The organism is Brucella anthropi ATCC 49188 (assembly GCF_000017405.1).
Lineage (GTDB): Bacteria > Pseudomonadota > Alphaproteobacteria > Rhizobiales > Rhizobiaceae > Brucella > Brucella anthropi.
Genome location: NC_009667.1, coordinates 2,069,149 through 2,087,140, shown reverse-complemented (window position 1 = coordinate 2,087,140; position 17,992 = coordinate 2,069,149). Strand labels below are relative to the sequence as shown.

The following is a 17,992-nucleotide window of genomic DNA, read 5'->3' as shown; positions in this document are numbered from 1 at the left end:
AAGAATAAGCCTCTTACGCTTTGCCTTATTCGTCGTGAGTGCTATACGGGCGCGACGCATTGAAAAAGAGGCTTCATCCATGGCAAAAATCAAGGTTGCGAACCCGGTCGTTGAACTCGACGGCGATGAAATGACCCGCATCATCTGGCAGTTCATCAAGGACAAATTGATCCATCCCTACCTCGACATTGATCTGAAATATTACGATCTGTCAGTCGAGCACCGCGATGCCACCAATGACCAGGTTACCATTGATGCGGCTAATGCCATCAAGGAACACGGCGTTGGCGTAAAATGCGCAACCATCACCCCGGACGAAGCCCGCGTTGAAGAATTCAAGCTCAAGAAGATGTGGAAGTCGCCAAACGGCACGATCCGCAACATTCTCGGCGGCGTGATCTTCCGCGAGCCGATCATCTGCAAGAACGTTCCGCGCCTCGTGCCGGGCTGGACCCAGCCGATCATCGTTGGCCGTCATGCTTTCGGCGATCAGTACCGCGCGACCGATTTCAAATTCCCGGGCAAGGGCACGCTGTCGATCAAGTTCGTCGGTGAAGATGGCGAGACCATCGAACACGAAGTCTATCAGGCTCCGGCGGCTGGTGTGGCAATGGCCATGTACAACCTCGACGAATCGATCCGCGAATTTGCCCGTGCTTCGTTGAACTACGGCTTGCAGCGCAACTACCCGGTCTATCTCTCGACCAAGAACACCATTCTCAAGGCTTATGACGGTCGCTTCAAGGACATCTTCGAAGAAGTTTACCAGACCGAGTTCGCTGACAAGTTCAAGGCTGCAAAGATCTGGTACGAACATCGCCTCATCGACGACATGGTCGCTTCGGCGCTCAAGTGGTCCGGCGGCTATGTTTGGGCTTGTAAGAACTACGACGGCGACGTGCAGTCGGATATCGTGGCTCAGGGTTTTGGCTCGCTCGGCCTGATGACCTCGGTTCTGATGACGCCGGATGGCAAGACCGTTGAAGCAGAAGCTGCACACGGCACCGTTACCCGTCACTACCGCCAGCATCAGAAGGGCGAGGAAACCTCGACCAATTCGATCGCTTCGATCTTCGCATGGACCCGCGGTCTCGCTCACCGCGCCAAGCTCGACAACAATGCCGAGCTTAAGCGTTTTGCCGACACGCTGGAAAAGGTCTGCGTCGACACCGTCGAAAGCGGCTACATGACCAAGGATCTGGCTCTGCTCATCGGTCCGGATCAGCCTTGGCTCTCGACCACCGGTTTCCTCGACAAGATCGACGAGAACCTTCAGAAGGCCATGGCCGCCTGATAAAATATTCGACGCTTATCGTCGATATGGAAAACCCGGCAGCCCCGCTGCCGGGTTTTTTCATTTCCTTTTCAAGGGAAAAAGCGCATCCTGCCACCGCTTACAGGGAGGATGAAATGGCTGAGTTGAAGCTCTATACCAACCCGATGTCGCGCGGACGCATCGCGCGCTGGATGCTGGAGGAGATCGGCAAACCCTATGATGTGGAAATTCTGGATTTCGGGCCACCGATGAAGGGGCCTGACTACTGCACAATCAATCCGATGGGCAAAGTTCCTGCCCTGCGCCACGGCGATGCGGTGGTGACGGAAGTGGCTGCAATCTGCGCCTATCTGGCAACAACATTTCCCGAAGCTGGTCTGGCGCCTCACCCCAATGAGCGCGCGGATTTCTTCCGCTGGCTGTTCTTTACATCTGGTCCTGTGGAAGCCGCCTTGTCCAACCATGCGCTCGGCTTTGAAATCCCCGCAGACAAGCAGGGAATGGTCGGCTACGGCAATTACGATACAGTGGTCAACACATTGGAGAAAGCGGTTTCGCACCATCCATACATCACCGGCGACCGCTTCACGGCGGCTGACGTTTATGTCGGCTCGCACATCGGCTGGGGCCTGCGCTTCGGCACGTTGCCGGCCAGAGGAGCGTTCGTCGCCTATTGGGACCGACTAAAAGATCGCCCCGCCATGAAGCGCGCCACGGAACTGGACGAGGCAGCAGCAGCAGCCACTCAGCATTAACAACATAATGCTGGCTGTTCAGGTCACGTAATCTGGCCAGCCAGCTCAAACGTGCGTGAGAATGCCTGTGCACCTTTTGGCGAGAACGCGATGACACGCCCCGCTTCGCGGCGTGCCCAGCCATTTGAAATGAAATGGTTCAACAGCGCTGCACCGAGCGCTCCGCCCAGATGGTTGCGACGCTCACTCCAGTCGAGGCAGTGACGACAGACCGGGCGCTTGCCCTGCTCCAGAGTGGTCACATCAACGCCAAGGCAACTGAAAAACGACTTGCCCTTTTCTGTCAGCACCGGCTCATTGTCATCAACAATCAGCTCAAGCCGATGCGAGGCATCAAGCATTTCCACGCCACGCTCACCGGCGAGATGGTCATAGCAGATGCGCGCCCTGCGCAGCGCCTGATCTTTCGGGCCGGTCCGCACCCGCACAGCGCCGGTGCGTTGCGCAAGCCCCATCAAACCTTCCAGGACCTGCGCCACATCTGTTCCTGAAAGCCGGAAATAGCGGTGCCGCCCCTGCTTCTCCGCGACCAGTAGATTGGCCGCGTCAAGCTTCGCAAGATGTCCGCTGGCGGTTTGCAGCGTCACGCCTGCGGCTGACGCGAGTTCACTGACAGTCAGCGCACGACCATCCATCAGCGCCGTGAGCATGTTTGCACGCGCCGGATCACCAAGGAGTGCTGCAACGGAAGCTATGATCGGGCCATCTTTCATACTTCGATGCTAACCGAACTATGGAGAAACTTCAATTGCTACATTGTCAGCATCGAAGACATGCTTTTGAAGGAGACACGCATGATAACCTGTTTCATCCGCTATCAGATCGACCCGTTCAAAGCGGATGCCTTTGCAGAATATGCGCGCAATTGGGGACAGGCGATTCCGCGCTGCGGCGCTGATCTCATCGGCTATTTCGGGCCGCATGAAGGTTCGTCGACCACAGCCTACGGCGTCTATTCAGTCGAAAACCTTGCCGCGTATGAAGCATATCGGGCACGGCTTGCCGCCGATCCGCTGGGACGCGAGAATTACGAATTTGCGCGCAGAGAACAATTCATCCGATCCGAAGACCGCATCTTCCTCAAACTCCAATCCGCACCGCATGGGGAGTTCATCAAGCCATGATTGCCGTCATATTCGAAGTCTGGCCAGCCGATGACAACAGACGTGAACAGTATCTCGATATTGCCGCAGGCCTGCGCGAAGATCTTTCCAGGATTGACGGTTTTCTGTCGATCGAGCGTTTTCAAAGCCTGGCTGATCCCGACAAATTGCTTTCGCTCTCGTTCTGGCGCGACGAAGATGCGGTGCGTGAATGGCGCAACCTGCCGTCTCATCGGGCAGCACAGGGAAAGGGACGCAATGGTGTTTTTGAGAACTACCGTTTGCGTGTAGCCAGCATCATGCGTGACTATGGTCTGGATGAACGAAGCGAAGCGCCTGACGACAGCCGCACAATTCATGCGGCTTAATTCCACCGATAAAAAAGGCCGGGTTAACCCGGCCTTTTGCATTAGATGATCAGTGCCTTGACTGCTGCAATCGCAGCGTCGGCCTTATCGCCATCCGGCCCGCCGGCCTGCGCCATGTCCGGGCGACCGCCGCCACCTGCGCCACCAAGGGCCACAGAAGCAGCGCGAACCAGATCGACCGCACTAAAGCGACCAACCAAATCTTCCGTCACCGCAGCCACCGCGCTGGCCTTGCTATCTTCGCCGATACCAATGAACAGCACCACACCGGAGCCGACCTGCTTCTTGCCTTCGTCGGCAAGCGGCTTGAGATCACGCGGGGAAACGCCAGTCACGATCTTGCCGAGGAAGTTGACGCCATTCACAGCTTCAACGGCGCTGCCGCCATCTGCCGAACCACCGCCAAGCGCAAGCTTCTTGCGCGCATCAGCAAGTTCGCGTTCCAGCTTCTTGCGTTCATCAAGCAGTGCGTTGACACGTTCCAGCGCTTCGGACGGTGTCGTCTTCAGTGCACCGGCGATGGCCTTTACGCGCTCGTCCTGCTCTTCAAGGTAAAGACGTGCTGCCTCACCCGTCAGCGCTTCCATACGACGAACGCCAGCGGCAACAGCACCTTCCGAAACGATGCGGACGAGACCTATATCGCCGGTCTGGCGCACATGCGTACCGCCGCAAAGCTCAACCGAATAGGCCTTGCCTTCCTTCGAACCATGCTTGGCGGTGCCCATGGAAACGACGCGAACTTCATCGCCGTATTTTTCACCGAACAGTGCCATGGCACCCTCGGCAATGGCATCGTCAACAGCCATCAGGCGGGTGCTGACAGGAGCGTTCTGCAGAATGATTTCGTTGGCGAGATTTTCAACCTGCGTCAGCTCTTCAGCCGAAATCGGCTTCGGATGCGAAAAGTCGAAGCGCAGACGATCCGGTGCAACGAGCGAACCCTTCTGCGCAACATGACTGCCGAGCGTTTCACGCAGCGCCTCATGCAAAAGGTGCGTCGCCGAATGGTTGGAACGAATGCGCGTGCGGCGCACCGAATCCACTTTCAGCTCAACAGCATCGCCGGTCTTCGCCGTCCCCTTGGTGACTTCGCCGATGTGAACGAAGACGCCCTCGCCCTTCTTCTGCGTATCCTTGATTGCGATAGCAAAACCTTCTCCGGAGATCGTGCCGGTATCGCCCTGCTGGCCGCCGGATTCTCCATAGAACGGGGTCTGGTTGACTACGACCGAAACAACATCGCCTTCAGCAGCGGACTGTACTTCCGCGCCATCGCGGACAAGCGCAGTGATAACGCCTTCGGCAACCTCGGTCTCGTATCCGAGAAATTCCGTCGCACCGACCTTATCCTTGATGCCGAACCAGATCGTTTCGGTTGCGGCTTCACCAGAACCAGCCCAGTTCGCACGGGCCTCGGCCTTCTGGCGCTGCATGGCGGCACTGAAGCCATCCGTATCGACGGCAATACCGCGCTGACGAAGTGCATCCTGCGTCAGATCCAACGGAAAGCCATAGGTGTCGTAAAGCTTGAAAGCGGTTTCGCCATCGAGGCGATCCCCTTCAACAAGGCTTTCCGTCGCATCCGACAGGAGGCCAAGACCGCGATCCAGCGTCTTGCGGAAGCGGGTTTCCTCAAGCTTGAGCGTTTCGGAGATCAAGGCATCGGCGCGGATCAGTTCCGGATAAGCCTGTCCCATTTCGCGGATCAAGGCCGGCAGCAGGCGCCACATCAACGGCTCTTTGGCGCCCAAGAGCTGGGCATGACGCATTGCACGGCGCATGATGCGACGCAAAACATAGCCGCGGCCTTCGTTGGACGGCAGAACACCGTCAGCGATCAGGAAGCTCGAAGCGCGCAGATGATCAGCAATCACACGGTGGCTGGCGCGGAATTCGCCCTCAGCCTTCACGCCGGTTGCTTCTTCCGAAGCGCGGATCAATGCCTTGAAGAGATCGATATCGTAATTGTCGTGCACGCCCTGCAGAACCGCAGCGACGCGCTCCAACCCCATTCCGGTGTCGATAGACGGACGCGGCAGGTCGATCCGCTGTTCGGGCGTGATCTGCTCGAACTGCATGAAAACGAGGTTCCAGATTTCGATGAAACGGTCACCGTCTTCGTCAGCCGATCCGGGAGGTCCACCCCAGATATGGTCGCCGTGGTCGAAGAAGATTTCTGAACACGGACCGCATGGACCGGTATCGCCCATAGCCCAAAAGTTATCACTTGTAGCGATGCGGATAATGCGGTCATCGGAAAGACCCGCGATCTTCTTCCAATAATTCGCAGCGTCGTCGTCCGTGTGATAAACGGTGACGAGCAACTTGTCCTTCGGAAGGCCGAATTCCTTCGTGATCAGATTCCAGGCGAAACTGATGGCATCTTCCTTGAAATAGTCGCCAAACGAGAAATTGCCGAGCATTTCAAAGAACGTATGGTGACGAGCGGTATAGCCGACATTGTCCAGATCGTTGTGCTTGCCACCGGCACGCACGCACTTCTGGGAAGTCGTCGCGCGATTGTAGGAACGGTGTTCAAGACCCGTAAAAACGTTCTTGAACTGAACCATACCCGCATTGGTGAACATCAGCGTCGGATCGTTACGCGGGACAAGTGGGCTCGATGGAACGACCTCATGCCCGTTCTTGCGGTAATAATCGAGGAATGTGGACCTAATCTCGTTGACGCCAGCCATAAGTCACCCTTGGGCTTTTTTGCCCTGCACGGATACAGCTCTGCAGAAAGCTGTATCAATTATCCTGTTCAAACTCCCATAGCCGCCAACCGTCATTGAAGGCCCGAGGCTCTCCCGCACTGCCAGGAGGTGAAGTGGAGTTTTCGGTTGACCGCTTTTAGCGGTGCCTTGCTTTTCTGTCCAGATAAGTACGCTGCGCCATAAAAGCAATTTCTGCCGGAAAGCGATAAAACCAGCACCATTCACTTCGCAAAAACACCCACTGCTAAACAAAAAGCCCCATGCAATTGCACGGGGCTTCGATAATTCATTCGATGCTGGCGATCTTACATTTCGGCAGCGTCACCCGCATCGTCTTCTGGTCCGCCATCTTCGAGGAACTGTTCGGCAATCAAACCGGCATTCTGACGAAGCGTGGTTTCGATCTCGCGGGCCACTTCCGGGTTGTCCTTGAGATATTGCTTGGCGTTTTCACGGCCTTGTCCCAGTCGCTGAGAATTATACGAGAACCACGCACCGGACTTCTCGACGACACCGGCCTTTACGCCAAGATCGACCAGTTCACCGGTCTTGGAAACGCCAGCACCGTACATGATGTCAAATTCGACCTGCTTGAAGGGCGGCGCAAGCTTGTTCTTGACGACCTTCACGCGGGTCTGGTTGCCAACAACTTCGTCGCGCTCCTTGATCGAACCGATACGGCGAATATCGAGACGAACCGAAGCATAGAACTTGAGAGCGTTACCGCCAGTCGTCGTTTCCGGCGAACCGAACATCACACCGATCTTCATACGAATCTGGTTGATGAAGATCACCATACAGTTCGAACGCGAGATCGATGCGGTAAGCTTGCGCAGCGCCTGGCTCATAAGACGAGCCTGAAGACCAGGCAAGGAGTCACCCATTTCGCCTTCGATTTCCGCACGTGGCGTCAAGGCTGCGACGGAGTCGACGACGAGAACGTCGATGGCGCCCGAACGCACAAGCGTGTCGGTAATTTCAAGTGCCTGCTCACCCGTATCTGGCTGCGAAATCAGCAAGTTTTCCAGATCGACACCCAGCTTGCGTGCATAGACAGGATCAAGCGCATGTTCCGCATCGACGAATGCACAGATACCGCCCTTCTTCTGTGCTTCCGCAATCGTGTGCAGCGCGAGTGTCGTCTTACCGGAGCTTTCCGGTCCGTAAATCTCAACAATACGTCCTTTGGGCAAGCCGCCGACACCCAGCGCGATGTCCAGAGAAAGCGAGCCGGTCGGAACAGTTTCGATCTCGATAACCGGGGCATTTTTCCCCAGACGCATGATCGAGCCCTTACCGAACGCCCTTTCGATTTGCGACAATGCCGCATCGAGAGCCTTAGTCTTGTCCACTGAATTTTCCTCAACAAGTCGCAATGAATTCTGAGACATCTTACACCATCCTCTTGTCTCGCTAGAAGCCCGGCAGGCTCGTTGCTATGATCTATATGTATTCGTTTTGTTCTCATTTGACAATAGGGCTAACTCATTGATTAAAAACAGTTCCGAAATTTTGTTCTATAATCGTTCTCTAACATCAGCAATTACGAAAATAATCGAACTATCCACGAATTAACTTAATTCAAACCAAACTGCCCATCCACCGATTCGGAAAAGCAAAGAAAAACGCAGCCCTTCTATCGAAGAACTGCGTTGTTTGAAGCCTATTAACCCTTGGAAGGGAATCAGCTGGCGGCGCGAAGCGGAGAAATCTGGATTTCCACGCGACGGTTCTGCGCACGGCCTTCCGGTGTTGCGTTGGTGGCAACGGGCTGGCTCGCGCCATAGCCGATAACGGCGAAGCGACGCGGATCGATACCCTGCGAACCGAGATAGCTCGCGACCGACGCGGCGCGGCGCTGCGAAAGAGCCTGATTGTGGCTGACGCTACCGGTCGAATCGGTGTGGCCATAAACGTCCACAAGCGTCTGGTTGAATTTGCGCAATACAATCGCGACCGAATTAAGCGTCGGGTAGAACTGGCTCTTCACCTGATCCTGATCGGTATCGAAAGTGATGCTGGACGGCATATTAAGGATGATCTGGTCGCCGTTACGGGTCACAGACACACCAGTGCCCTGCAGCTGTGCACGGAGCTCGTTTTCCTGACGATCCATGTAATTGCCGATTGCGCCGCCGCCAAGTGCACCAATACCGGCACCAATCAGAACGGCATTGCGCTGTGCACGGCTGGAACCGCCGACCATCAGGCCGCCGAGAGCGCCCACAGCCGCGCCAATCGCAGCACCACCTGCGGTGTTCGACATCTTCTGTTCCCCGGTATAGGGGTCGGTGGTGCAGCCTGCCAGAAATGTGGCGGCGAAAAGGGCAATACCGATCTTCTTCAGCATGAAATGGTCATCCTCAATTAGCGAATCCGTCGCATGATAATAGCGATTAAGGCCGGATGGTGTCTCAAATGCGAGTTTGAATCCAGCCTTTCGCTTTTTAACTGAAGCCTCCGCAACTGCGCAACTGCGTGGCGTAACGATTGGCCATGGATTGGGCACGTTTTGCGCCATTGAGCGCCGTGGCATTCCCGCGCCAGACACCACGAGCGTAACCGCCGTGACCCGAATAGTAAGCGAGATAAAGGCTATATGCATCGGCGCGATTGATGCCGTTTTTCAGATAGCTTTGATAGTGATACCAGCCAATGAAATGGATAGCGTCCGCGAAATTGGTGCGCGATGCAGTCCAGCGACCGGTTTCCCGCTTGTAACGATCCCACGTGCCGTTCAGCGCCTGGGAATAGCCATAGGCGCTGGAAGCCCGCTTCCACGGTATGATCCAGAGAATCTTGGTCCGTGGCGGGCGTGCATAGGGCTGGAAGCCGGATTCGGTATAGATTGTGGCCATCAGAACCGGAACCGGCACGCCGAATTCGCGCGAAACCCGCGTGGCAGCCGTCTGCCAGTTATTGAACCAACCGTCGCGTTGATCGAAGACCGCACACACATTGTTGACCTGCCGTGGGGCAGTCGCGCAGCCTCCTAGGATCACGAGCGCGACGAGAAACAAAACGCGCATCATGGAAAACCTCGTCTCTTTGCAAAGATTGATAAAGCGTAAAAATTAAGAAGACCTTTCTAACGACAGGTCACCCCTTTCCGGGGACCTTCAAACTCGCGTGAAGAAGCAAAGTAAAAGCCGCTGCCAATATGACGGCGGCACGAACTGTGCCCAAACTGTGGATGAATGTGGATAACTATGGGGATAGCGCATTTTCAGCGGTCGAAACTGCGTGAAAACCAATGGTTAGAGCGATTGCGCTGAAACAGAACCACTCCAAACTTCAACGGCGTCCCTGGCGCTCCTGTCGCAACCGCGCCCAGTATTCGAGGCGCTTGCGGATATCTCGCTCAAAACCCCGCTCCGGCGGATCATAGAATTTTTGCCTGCCCATGCTTTCCGGGAAATAATCCTGTCCTGAAAACGCGTCTGGCTGGTCGTGGTCATAGGCATAGCCGTCGCCGTAGCCCTCATTCTTCATAAGCTTGGTTGGCGCGTTGAGAATATGCTTCGGCGGCAGCAGGGAACCGTTCTCCTTGGCCGCACGCATTGAGGCTTTATAGGCCACATAGACGGCGTTCGATTTCGGAGCCGTTGCAAGATAAACACAGGCCTGTGCGAGCGCCAGTTCGCCTTCCGGCGAACCAAGATAGTCATAGGCATCCTTGGCGGCGTTGCAGATGACCAGTGCCTGCGGGTCGGCCAAGCCGATATCTTCCACCGCCATGCGCACCAGCCGCCGCCCAAGATATAACGGATCTTCGCCCGCATCGAACATACGAGAAAGATAGTAGAGCGCTGCGTCGGGGTCCGATCCCCGCACGGATTTATGCAGCGCCGAAATCAGATTGTAATGCCCGTCCTGCCCCTTGTCATAAACCGGGGCGCGACGTTGCACGACATCCTGCAGCTTTTCGGCAGTAAACACTTCATCGGGACGGGCCGCACGCCAGACTTCCTCGGCAAGCGTCAGCGCAGCACGTCCATCGCCGTCAGCCATGCGAACAAGGCTTACCCGTGCTTCCTCGTCCAGCGGCAATGGACGTTCTTCTTGCTCTTCGGCACGGGTCAGAAGTGTTGCAATACTCTCGCCATCATGGGGATGAAAAGTAAGCACTCTCGCCCGGGACAAAAGAGCAGCATTGAGCTCGAAAGACGGGTTTTCCGTCGTGGCGCCGATCAGGATAACAGTGCCGTCTTCCATGACCGGCAAAAACGAATCCTGCTGGGCGCGATTAAAGCGATGAATTTCGTCTACGAAAAGCAGGGTCTGGCGTCCCGACATACGCCGCGCGCGAGCAGTCTCGAAAACCTTCTTGAGATCGGCAACGCCGGAGAAGATCGCCGAAATCTGTTCAAACGCGAGATCAGTTTCTCCGGCAAGCAGGCGGGCAACGGTCGTCTTGCCGGTTCCCGGAGGTCCCCAGAAGATCATGGAACCGAGCGAACCGGATGCAATCATGCGCGTCAGCACACCTTCTGGCCCGGTCAGATGTTCCTGACCGGTTACTTCCGACAAATGCTTCGGACGCAAGCGATCAGCAAGCGGCCGGTTGCGGTCCGCGTTCGGGTCTGCCGCTGCTGAGAAAAGGTCGCTCATTTCATTCGCTCGATCGATAAATTAAATGCCGCTTCAGGCATAATGCTACCCGAAGCGGCATGCAACTTTTGGCGATATACTGGCCGACAGTTTTAACGCACGAACTGACGCAGCAACGTTCCGTTGCGTTCCACCTCAAGCCGCCAGGCAAGACCACGTCCCCCATCCAGAATCGCGGTCATCTCCTCCACGGAGCGGATAGGATTTCCGTTGATGCTTCGAACAATGTCGCCCGGGCGCAATCCGAGCCGTGCCGCCGGCGAGCCGGAATAGACGTCAACAACGACCACGCCCTGGCTTTCACTCTTGAGACGCAGTTTTTTAGCCGTGGATGGCGTCAGCACAAGGACAGCTGCACCGGCGAAGGGATTATCGCCCTTGATCACCTGTGGCGCAGTTTCCTTGACTTCGGGCGCTTTGGAAAGCTTCACCGGGATGGTCTGGTTCTTTCCATCCCGCATGATTTCGACCGACACGGTGTTACCAATGCCAGCCGTCGACAGACGATAACCAAGCACATCCTGATTATCGACGCGAACGCCCTGAACGGACAGAACCACATCGCCGATTTTCAGTCCTGCGGCTTCTGCAGGACCACCTTTTGCAACTGCTGTGATCAGGGCACCATAGGGCTTTTCCATTCCAAGCCCTTCGGCCAGATCGGAGGTGACCCCTTGGAAAGTCGCGCCGATATAGGGGCGCTCGAAACTTTTGCTGCCATTCTGCGCAGCTTCCACGACGGCGCGGACCATATTGGACGGAATAGCAAAGCCGATGCCCACGGAACCGCCAGAACGTGAATAGATCGCTGTGTTGATACCTATCAGGCGTCCGCGCATGTCAATCAATGCGCCACCGGAGTTGCCGGGATTGATAGCCGCATCCGTCTGGATAAAGAAATCAAAATCGGAAATGCCAACCTGTGTTCGGGATTGCGCCGACACGATACCGCTCGTCACAGTCTGTCCGACGCCGAACGGATTGCCGATGGCCAGCACCAGATCACCAACTTCGACTTCGTCGGAATTGCCGAGGCCCAACACTGGAAACTTGTCCTTGGCTTCAATTTTCAACACGGCAAGGTCTGTGGTTTCATCGCGCAGAAGCAGCTTGCTTTCGAACTCGCGACCGTCCGACAAGGCGACTTTGATTTCGTCGGCATCCTTGATGACGTGATTGTTCGTCACGACAATGCCTGAACTATCGACAATCACGCCGGAACCGAGCGACTGTTGGATACGTGGTTTGCTTTCCCCGAACTGCCGCCCGAAAAACTGCTCGAAGAACGGATCGCCTGCAAATGGCGATTGTGCCCGTGCCTGCACTTGTCGCGCCGCATAGACATTCACAACAGCTGGTGTCGTCTCTTTCACGAGAGGAGCGAAGGAAAGTTGCATATCAGCGCGGCTGAGCGGCACTTCTTTGGGAGGCGTCGCGGGCGCATCCTGCGCCATTGCCTGCGGCATGACCAGCCCGATGGATGTCAGCATAAGACCCAATACACCTAAACGTCGCCAATTCATGCACATACTCCGCGCTTTCCGAGGGCACTCATATCTTCCGTGAAAAAATATGAGATTCGTCGTCCATATGTAGTCAACTGAGGACAAGGATAAAGGGCCACATTGTGACCTTGAAGTGCCGCACGGCAATTTTCTTGAAACATATCGATTCGAAAGAGCCGAACAGCAGCAACAAACAAACAAAAAAGGGCCGCTCAAGGCGGCCCTTCTTCAATAATCAGAAACAGTGCAGATTATGCTGCGTCTGCTTCAGCAGCCTGTTCAGCTTCGACGCGGGCGCGGTCAGCCTTGCCCTTTGCATCGACGTCGCGTTCCACGAATTCAACAACAGCCAGAGGCGCGTTGTCGCCAGCGCGGAAGCCAGCCTTCATGATGCGGATGTAGCCGCCGTTGCGGGTTGCATAGCGAGCAGCCAACGTATCGAACAGCTTTGCAACGAGCTTAACGTCGCGAATAGCCGAGATAGCCTGACGGCGTGCATGCAGATCGCCGCGCTTGCCGAGAGTGACAAGCTTTTCTACGATCGGACGGATTTCCTTAGCTTTAGGAAGCGTGGTCACAATCTGTTCATGCTCGATGAGCGAAGCCGCCATGTTGGCGAACATTGCCTTGCGATGCGAGGCAGTGCGGTTCAGCTTACGCTGTCCATTACCGTGGCGCATGGCCTTCTCCTTAATTAGTTCTAGCCGGGATATTTCCGGTCACATTTTCGTTCCAGGCATCTCAGGATGCGAAACCGGTTACCGGTTCCGCAGGAAATGCTCAGTATTGGTCTTCGTAGCGCTTTGCGAGATCTTCGATGTTTTCTGGCGGCCAGGACGGGATTTCCATACCGAGATGGAGACCCATCGATGCCAGTACTTCCTTGATCTCGTTGAGCGACTTGCGGCCGAAATTCGGAGTCCGCAGCATCTCGGCTTCCGTCTTCTGGATCAGATCGCCGATATAGACGATGTTGTCGTTCTTCAGGCAGTTTGCCGAACGGACAGACAGTTCGAGCTCGTCGACCTTCTTGAGCAGAGCCGGGTTGAAAGCCAGTTCCGCAACCTGTTCCTGCGGAGCTTCCTTCTGAGGCTCTTCGAAGTTGACAAAGATCGCCAGCTGGTCCTGGAGAATACGAGCAGCATACGCCACTGCGTCTTCACCGCTGACCGAGCCATTTGTCTCGATGTTCAGCGTCAGCTTGTCATAATCGAGAACCTGACCTTCACGGGTGTTCTCGATCTTGTACGACACCTTGCGAACCGGAGAATAGAGGCTGTCAACCGGGATAAGCCCGATTGGAGCATCTTCTGCACGATTGCGGTCGGCAGGCACATAGCCCTTGCCGGTGTTGACGGTGAATTCCATGCGGATTTCAGCGCCTTCGTCCAGCGTGCAGATGACGTGATCCGGGTTAAGGATCTCGACATCGCCGACAGTCTGAATGTCGCCAGCCGTAACGACGCCTGGGCCTTCCTTGCGGACGACCATGCGCTTCGGGCCCTCGCCTTCCATGCGGATGGCGATTTCCTTGACGTTCAGAACGATATCCGTAACGTCTTCGCGGACGCCCGGGATCGAAGAGAATTCATGCAGAACGCCATCGATCTGAATGGCGGTCACGGCAGCGCCGCGAAGCGACGACAGAAGCACGCGACGCAGAGCATTACCGAGCGTCAGACCGAAACCGCGTTCCAGCGGTTCAGCAACGACGGTTGCATGCGTGCGGGAGCCGTTGGTGATGAAATCCACCTTGTTCGGCTTGATGAGTTCCTGCCAGTTCTTCTGGATCATGTAAGTATCCCTCTATCAATCGTCGCTACCATCCTATCGTAGCGATCAAGTGTAGAAACCGCAGAGGAGCCCCGAACTTGAAAAGCCCGAGGCTCGTACGGCATGTGAACGAGGATTAGACCCGGCGCTTCTTGCGCGGACGGCAACCGTTGTGCGGGATCGGCGTAACATCGCGGATCGACGTGATCACAAAGCCGGCAGCCTGAAGGGCGCGCAGCGCGGATTCACGGCCAGAACCCGGTCCGCAAACCTCGACTTCGAGGGAGCGCATACCGTGTTCCTGAGCCTTCTTAGCACAATCTTCGGCAGCGATCTGAGCGGCGAACGGGGTCGACTTACGCGAACCCTTGAACCCCTGAGCACCGGCAGACGACCAGGCAATCGCATTGCCCTGAGCATCCGTGATGGTGATCATGGTGTTGTTAAACGTCGAATTTACGTGGGCAACGCCCGACGAGATGTTTTTACGCTCGCGACGGCGAACGCGCGTGGCTTCCTTGGCCATGACAGTCCTTTCAATCGATCTCTACACCGCCGTAATTCCAGCGGCTACACCGGTCCTCAAGAAAGGACCAGCATCAAACCCAACCGGCGCACCGGAAAGGCCCGACGGAACAAATGTCCCGTCGAAATTACTTCTTCTTGCCTGCGATTGCCTTCGCTGGACCCTTGCGGGTGCGTGCGTTGGTGTGCGTGCGCTGGCCGCGAACCGGCAGCGAACGACGATGACGCAGACCGCGGTAGCAGCCCAGGTCCATCAGGCGCTTGATGTTCATCGAAACTTCACGACGCAGGTCACCTTCGACCTGGTAGTCAGCATCGATTGCTTCGCGGATCTGAAGGACTTCAGCATCCGACAGCTGGTTAACGCGACGATCGTCAGCAATGCCGACCTTCGTTACGATTTCCCGAGCAAATTTCGGTCCGATCCCGTGAATGTACTGAAGCGCAATAACAACGCGCTTGTTCGTCGGGATGTTGACGCCAGCGATACGTGCCACGTCTGTTCTCCTTGAGTTATAAAAATTTCCATCTGGCAGATGCGATCAACCAGACAGCATTAAACGACCGGTACCGGCCTCTTTCGATTTCCGCCGATACCCGCCATTCAAAACCAGTTGAAGTGGCGCAGTCTTTGACGGAATCGCCCGAAAAAGTCAACTCTTAACTGTCCGTAAAGCCATCAAACCGGCCTGACAGGCAACCCAAGCAACTTCTGGAAGCAATAAACGGGCAGAAAACGCTCCACGCTTTCCCTGCCCGCAATGGAATGAGGCTTCTTCAAGCCTCTTCAATTTTCATGCCGGAACCAGAATTCTCTCGATTTCGGCAGTAACTTCTTCAACCGGCGCCATGCCATTGATGACGCGCAGTTCACCAGTTCCGGCATAATAGCTCGAAAGCGGCGAAGTCTTTTCGCGGTATTCCACGAGACGCTTGCGGAACGCTTCCGGATTGTCGTCCGAACGGACCTGACCACCCTTGGCAATCGTTTCAGCCACGCGGCTCTCCATCCGCTTGACCAGAGCATTCTCGTCAACCTTCAGCTCAATGACTGCATCGAGCTTTAGGCCCTTCCCCGCCAGCATGGTTCCCAGAGCCTGAGCCTGTGGAACCGTGCGTGGATAACCGTCAAGGATGAAACCGTTCGCGCAGTCAGGCGCATCGATGCGCTCCGAAACGATCTGGTTCACGATCTCATCGGAAACCAGTTGCCCGGCGTCCATCACGGCCTTGGCGCGCTTCCCGATCTCGCTCTGCTGGGCGACTGCTGCACGCAGCATGTCGCCGGTCGAGAGCTGAGGAATTCCATGCTTCTTGGTAAGAAGTCCAGCCTGCGTCCCCTTACCTGCTCCGGGCGGCCCAAGAAGTATCAGTCTCATTTATTGCGTTTCCCACCTCTGAGTTTGGACTTCTTGATCAGCCCTTCATACTGATGGGCGATCAGATGTCCCTGAATTTGCGCAACCGTGTCAAGCGTTACGCTCACAACGATCAGCAGTGAGGTGCCACCAAGATAGAACGGCACACCGGTTGCGGAAATCAGGAATTCCGGCAGGAGACAGACAAGCACGATATAGATGGCGCCGACAACAGTGATGCGTGTCAGCACATAGTCTATGTATTCGGCGGTACGCTCACCCGGACGAATGCCCGGAATAAAGCCGGAATGCTTCTTGAGCTGGTCAGCAGTGTCCTTGGGATTGAACACAATGGCCGTGTAGAAGAAGCAGAAGAATGCCATCAATGCGGCATAGAACAGCATGTAAAGCGGCTGACCATGACCGAGTGCATTGAGAACGGTAGTAGCCCAGGCCGGCATTTCCGTCGTGTTGGCGAAACCGGCAACCGTCGCAGGCAGAAGCAACAACGACGACGCGAAAATCGGAGGAATGACGCCTGCGGTATTGAGCTTCAACGGCAGATGCGACGTATCGCCCTGGAACATGCGGTTGCCGACCTGACGCTTCGGATACTGGATCAGAAGGCGACGCTGCGCACGTTCAACGAATACGATGACCGCAATCAGCACGATGGCAAGAATGATAACGCCCAGAATGAGTCCCGTCGACAGCGCGCCGGTACGGCCAAGTTCCAGCGTGCCGGAAATAGCGTGCGGCAGGTTGGCCACGATACCGGAGAAGATGATCAGCGAGATACCGTTGCCGATACCGCGTGCAGTGATCTGCTCGCCGAGCCACATCAGGAACATCGTGCCGCCAACAAGGGTGATCACCGACGAAACGACGAAGAACGGGCCCGGATTGGTGACAATACCGTTGCCCGACTGCAAGCCGACAGAAATCGCGTAGGCCTGAACAAGCGCCAGAAGCACCGTGCCGTAACGCGTATACTGATTGATGATCTTGCGACCTGCCTCGCCTTCCTTCTTCAGCGCTTCAAGAGACGGAACAACCGACGTCATGAGCTGCACGATGATGGAGGCAGAGATATAAGGCATGATGCCGAGCGCGAAAATGGCCATACGACCGACGGCGCCACCGGCGAACATGTTGAAAAGCCCGAGCACACCCTGGCTATGCTGCTGGAAAGCCTGCGCAAGCGCGTCAGGATTGATGCCGGGAAGCGGAATATAGGTGCCGAACCGGTATACGAGCAAAGCACCTAGCGTGAACCAGATGCGCTTCTTGAGTTCTTCTGCTTTCGAGAAAGCTGAAAAATTGAGATTGGAAACTAGCTGTTCAGCAGCCGATGCCATTAAATTTCTCCGGTGAAAAGTCTCCGGTCCTCCGCCCCCGTCAGCGCAATCTATTGCGGTCGCGCCTCGAGACTAAAAAGACCCTACCCAGATATGCGCATTGGCATAAATGTGCAAGCGGCGGCACTGAGGCCGCCGCTTTTTATTTTTGTATCGAAGCCTTATTCGGCAGCGGCTTCAGGAAGCTTGATGCTACCGCCAGCCTTTTCGATCTTTTCGACCGCAGCCTTGGAAGCACCGGCTACCTCGAAAGCAACCTTTGCCTTCAGCTCGCCGTCCGAAAGGATGCGAACGCCGTCTTTGGCACGACGAATCACGCCAGCAGCCTTCAGCGAATCGAGGTTCACAACTGCCTTGGCATCAAGCTTACCTGCATCGATAGCGGCCTGAACACGGCCGAGCGATACAACGTTGAAGCTCTTTGCGAAGATGTTGGTGAAGCCGCGCTTCGGCAGACGGCGGTAGATTGGCATCTGGCCGCCTTCGAAGCCGTTGATCGCGACGCCCGAACGGGACTTCTGCCCCTTGACACCACGACCACCAGTCTTGCCGGTGCCCGAACCGATACCGCGGCCAACACGCTTGCGTGCTTTGACCGAACCTGGCTTGTCACGCAGATCGTTGAGTTTCATATCTCTAT

At 55.9% G+C, this 17,992-nt stretch carries 18 protein-coding genes; 4 read left to right on the top strand and 14 right to left on the bottom strand.

The annotated features are described in order from the left end of the window. The first annotated feature begins 79 nt into the window (after positions 1 to 79). Both OANT_RS10355 and OANT_RS10350 read left to right on the top strand, forming a co-directional pair. Positions 80 to 1,294, top strand: a complete 1,215-nt coding sequence (locus tag OANT_RS10355) for an NADP-dependent isocitrate dehydrogenase (protein ID WP_012091920.1) — start codon at positions 80 to 82, stop codon at positions 1,292 to 1,294. A gap of 116 nt (positions 1,295 to 1,410) precedes the next feature. Next, positions 1,411 to 2,031, top strand: a complete 621-nt coding sequence (locus OANT_RS10350; RefSeq protein WP_012091919.1) for a glutathione S-transferase family protein — start codon at positions 1,411 to 1,413, stop codon at positions 2,029 to 2,031. A gap of 23 nt (positions 2,032 to 2,054) precedes the next feature. Here OANT_RS10350 and OANT_RS10345 read toward each other — a convergent pair whose 3' ends face one another. Then, on the bottom strand, positions 2,055 to 2,744 hold the full coding sequence (locus OANT_RS10345; RefSeq protein WP_012091918.1) for an ArsR/SmtB family transcription factor: 690 nt from the start codon (positions 2,742 to 2,744) through the stop codon (positions 2,055 to 2,057). Between the two features lie 81 nt (positions 2,745 to 2,825). Here OANT_RS10345 and OANT_RS10340 point away from each other — a divergent pair, with 81 nt between their 5' ends. Further along, complete coding sequence (locus OANT_RS10340; RefSeq protein ID WP_010659936.1) at positions 2,826 to 3,155, top strand: NIPSNAP family protein; 330 nt, start codon at positions 2,826 to 2,828, stop codon at positions 3,153 to 3,155. Continuing rightward, positions 3,152 to 3,502, top strand: coding sequence for an antibiotic biosynthesis monooxygenase family protein (locus OANT_RS10335; protein WP_012091917.1), 351 nt, complete (start codon positions 3,152 to 3,154; stop codon positions 3,500 to 3,502). The genes OANT_RS10340 and OANT_RS10335 overlap by 4 nt, the downstream gene beginning before the upstream one ends. Positions 3,503 to 3,543: 41 nt before the next feature. Here OANT_RS10335 and alaS read toward each other — a convergent pair whose 3' ends face one another. The 13 genes from alaS to rplO form a co-directional block, all read right to left on the bottom strand. Then, entirely contained in the window at positions 3,544 to 6,201 is a 2,658-nt protein-coding gene (alaS, locus tag OANT_RS10330; protein WP_012091916.1) for an alanine--tRNA ligase, read from the bottom strand. 326 nt (positions 6,202 to 6,527) lie between these two features. After that, entirely contained in the window at positions 6,528 to 7,613 is a 1,086-nt protein-coding gene (gene recA / locus OANT_RS10325) for a recombinase RecA (RefSeq protein ID WP_012091915.1), read from the bottom strand. Positions 7,614 to 7,906: 293 nt separating this feature from the next. Continuing rightward, a complete protein-coding gene (locus tag OANT_RS10320; protein ID WP_010659932.1) occupies positions 7,907 to 8,572 on the bottom strand; it encodes a YiaD family glycine zipper/OmpA-like lipoprotein in 666 nt (221 codons plus the stop codon). A 97-nt stretch (positions 8,573 to 8,669) separates the two neighbouring features. Then, a complete protein-coding gene (locus OANT_RS10315; RefSeq protein ID WP_010659931.1) occupies positions 8,670 to 9,254 on the bottom strand; it encodes a transglycosylase SLT domain-containing protein in 585 nt (194 codons plus the stop codon). Positions 9,255 to 9,516: 262 nt separating this feature from the next. Next, positions 9,517 to 10,833 carry a replication-associated recombination protein A gene (locus OANT_RS10310; protein WP_012091914.1) on the bottom strand — a complete coding sequence of 439 codons (1,317 nt, stop codon included), beginning with the start codon at positions 10,831 to 10,833 and terminating at the stop codon, positions 9,517 to 9,519. 92 nt (positions 10,834 to 10,925) lie between these two features. Next, positions 10,926 to 12,356 carry a DegQ family serine endoprotease gene (locus OANT_RS10305; protein ID WP_012091913.1) on the bottom strand — a complete coding sequence of 477 codons (1,431 nt, stop codon included), beginning with the start codon at positions 12,354 to 12,356 and terminating at the stop codon, positions 10,926 to 10,928. Between the two features lie 233 nt (positions 12,357 to 12,589). Next, entirely contained in the window at positions 12,590 to 13,018 is a 429-nt protein-coding gene (rplQ, locus tag OANT_RS10300) for a 50S ribosomal protein L17 (protein ID WP_010659928.1), read from the bottom strand. Between the two features lie 100 nt (positions 13,019 to 13,118). Continuing rightward, positions 13,119 to 14,132 (bottom strand): DNA-directed RNA polymerase subunit alpha, encoded by a 1,014-nt coding sequence (locus OANT_RS10295; protein WP_006467001.1) that lies wholly within the window; start codon positions 14,130 to 14,132, stop codon positions 13,119 to 13,121. Between the two features lie 115 nt (positions 14,133 to 14,247). Next, positions 14,248 to 14,637: a 30S ribosomal protein S11 gene (gene rpsK / locus OANT_RS10290; RefSeq protein WP_002964339.1), complete on the bottom strand. Its 390-nt coding sequence runs from the start codon at positions 14,635 to 14,637 to the stop codon at positions 14,248 to 14,250. Between the two features lie 127 nt (positions 14,638 to 14,764). Next, positions 14,765 to 15,133 carry a 30S ribosomal protein S13 gene (rpsM, locus tag OANT_RS10285; RefSeq protein WP_006467002.1) on the bottom strand — a complete coding sequence of 123 codons (369 nt, stop codon included), beginning with the start codon at positions 15,131 to 15,133 and terminating at the stop codon, positions 14,765 to 14,767. A 297-nt stretch (positions 15,134 to 15,430) separates the two neighbouring features. Beyond that, positions 15,431 to 16,015: an adenylate kinase gene (locus OANT_RS10280; protein WP_010659927.1), complete on the bottom strand. Its 585-nt coding sequence runs from the start codon at positions 16,013 to 16,015 to the stop codon at positions 15,431 to 15,433. Continuing rightward, positions 16,012 to 17,352, bottom strand: coding sequence for a preprotein translocase subunit SecY (secY, locus tag OANT_RS10275; RefSeq protein WP_010659926.1), 1,341 nt, complete (start codon positions 17,350 to 17,352; stop codon positions 16,012 to 16,014). Before secY ends, OANT_RS10280 begins: the two co-directional genes overlap by 4 nt. Before the next feature lie 161 nt (positions 17,353 to 17,513). Then, entirely contained in the window at positions 17,514 to 17,984 is a 471-nt protein-coding gene (rplO, locus tag OANT_RS10270; protein WP_012091912.1) for a 50S ribosomal protein L15, read from the bottom strand. Between the last annotated feature and the right edge of the window lie 8 nt (positions 17,985 to 17,992).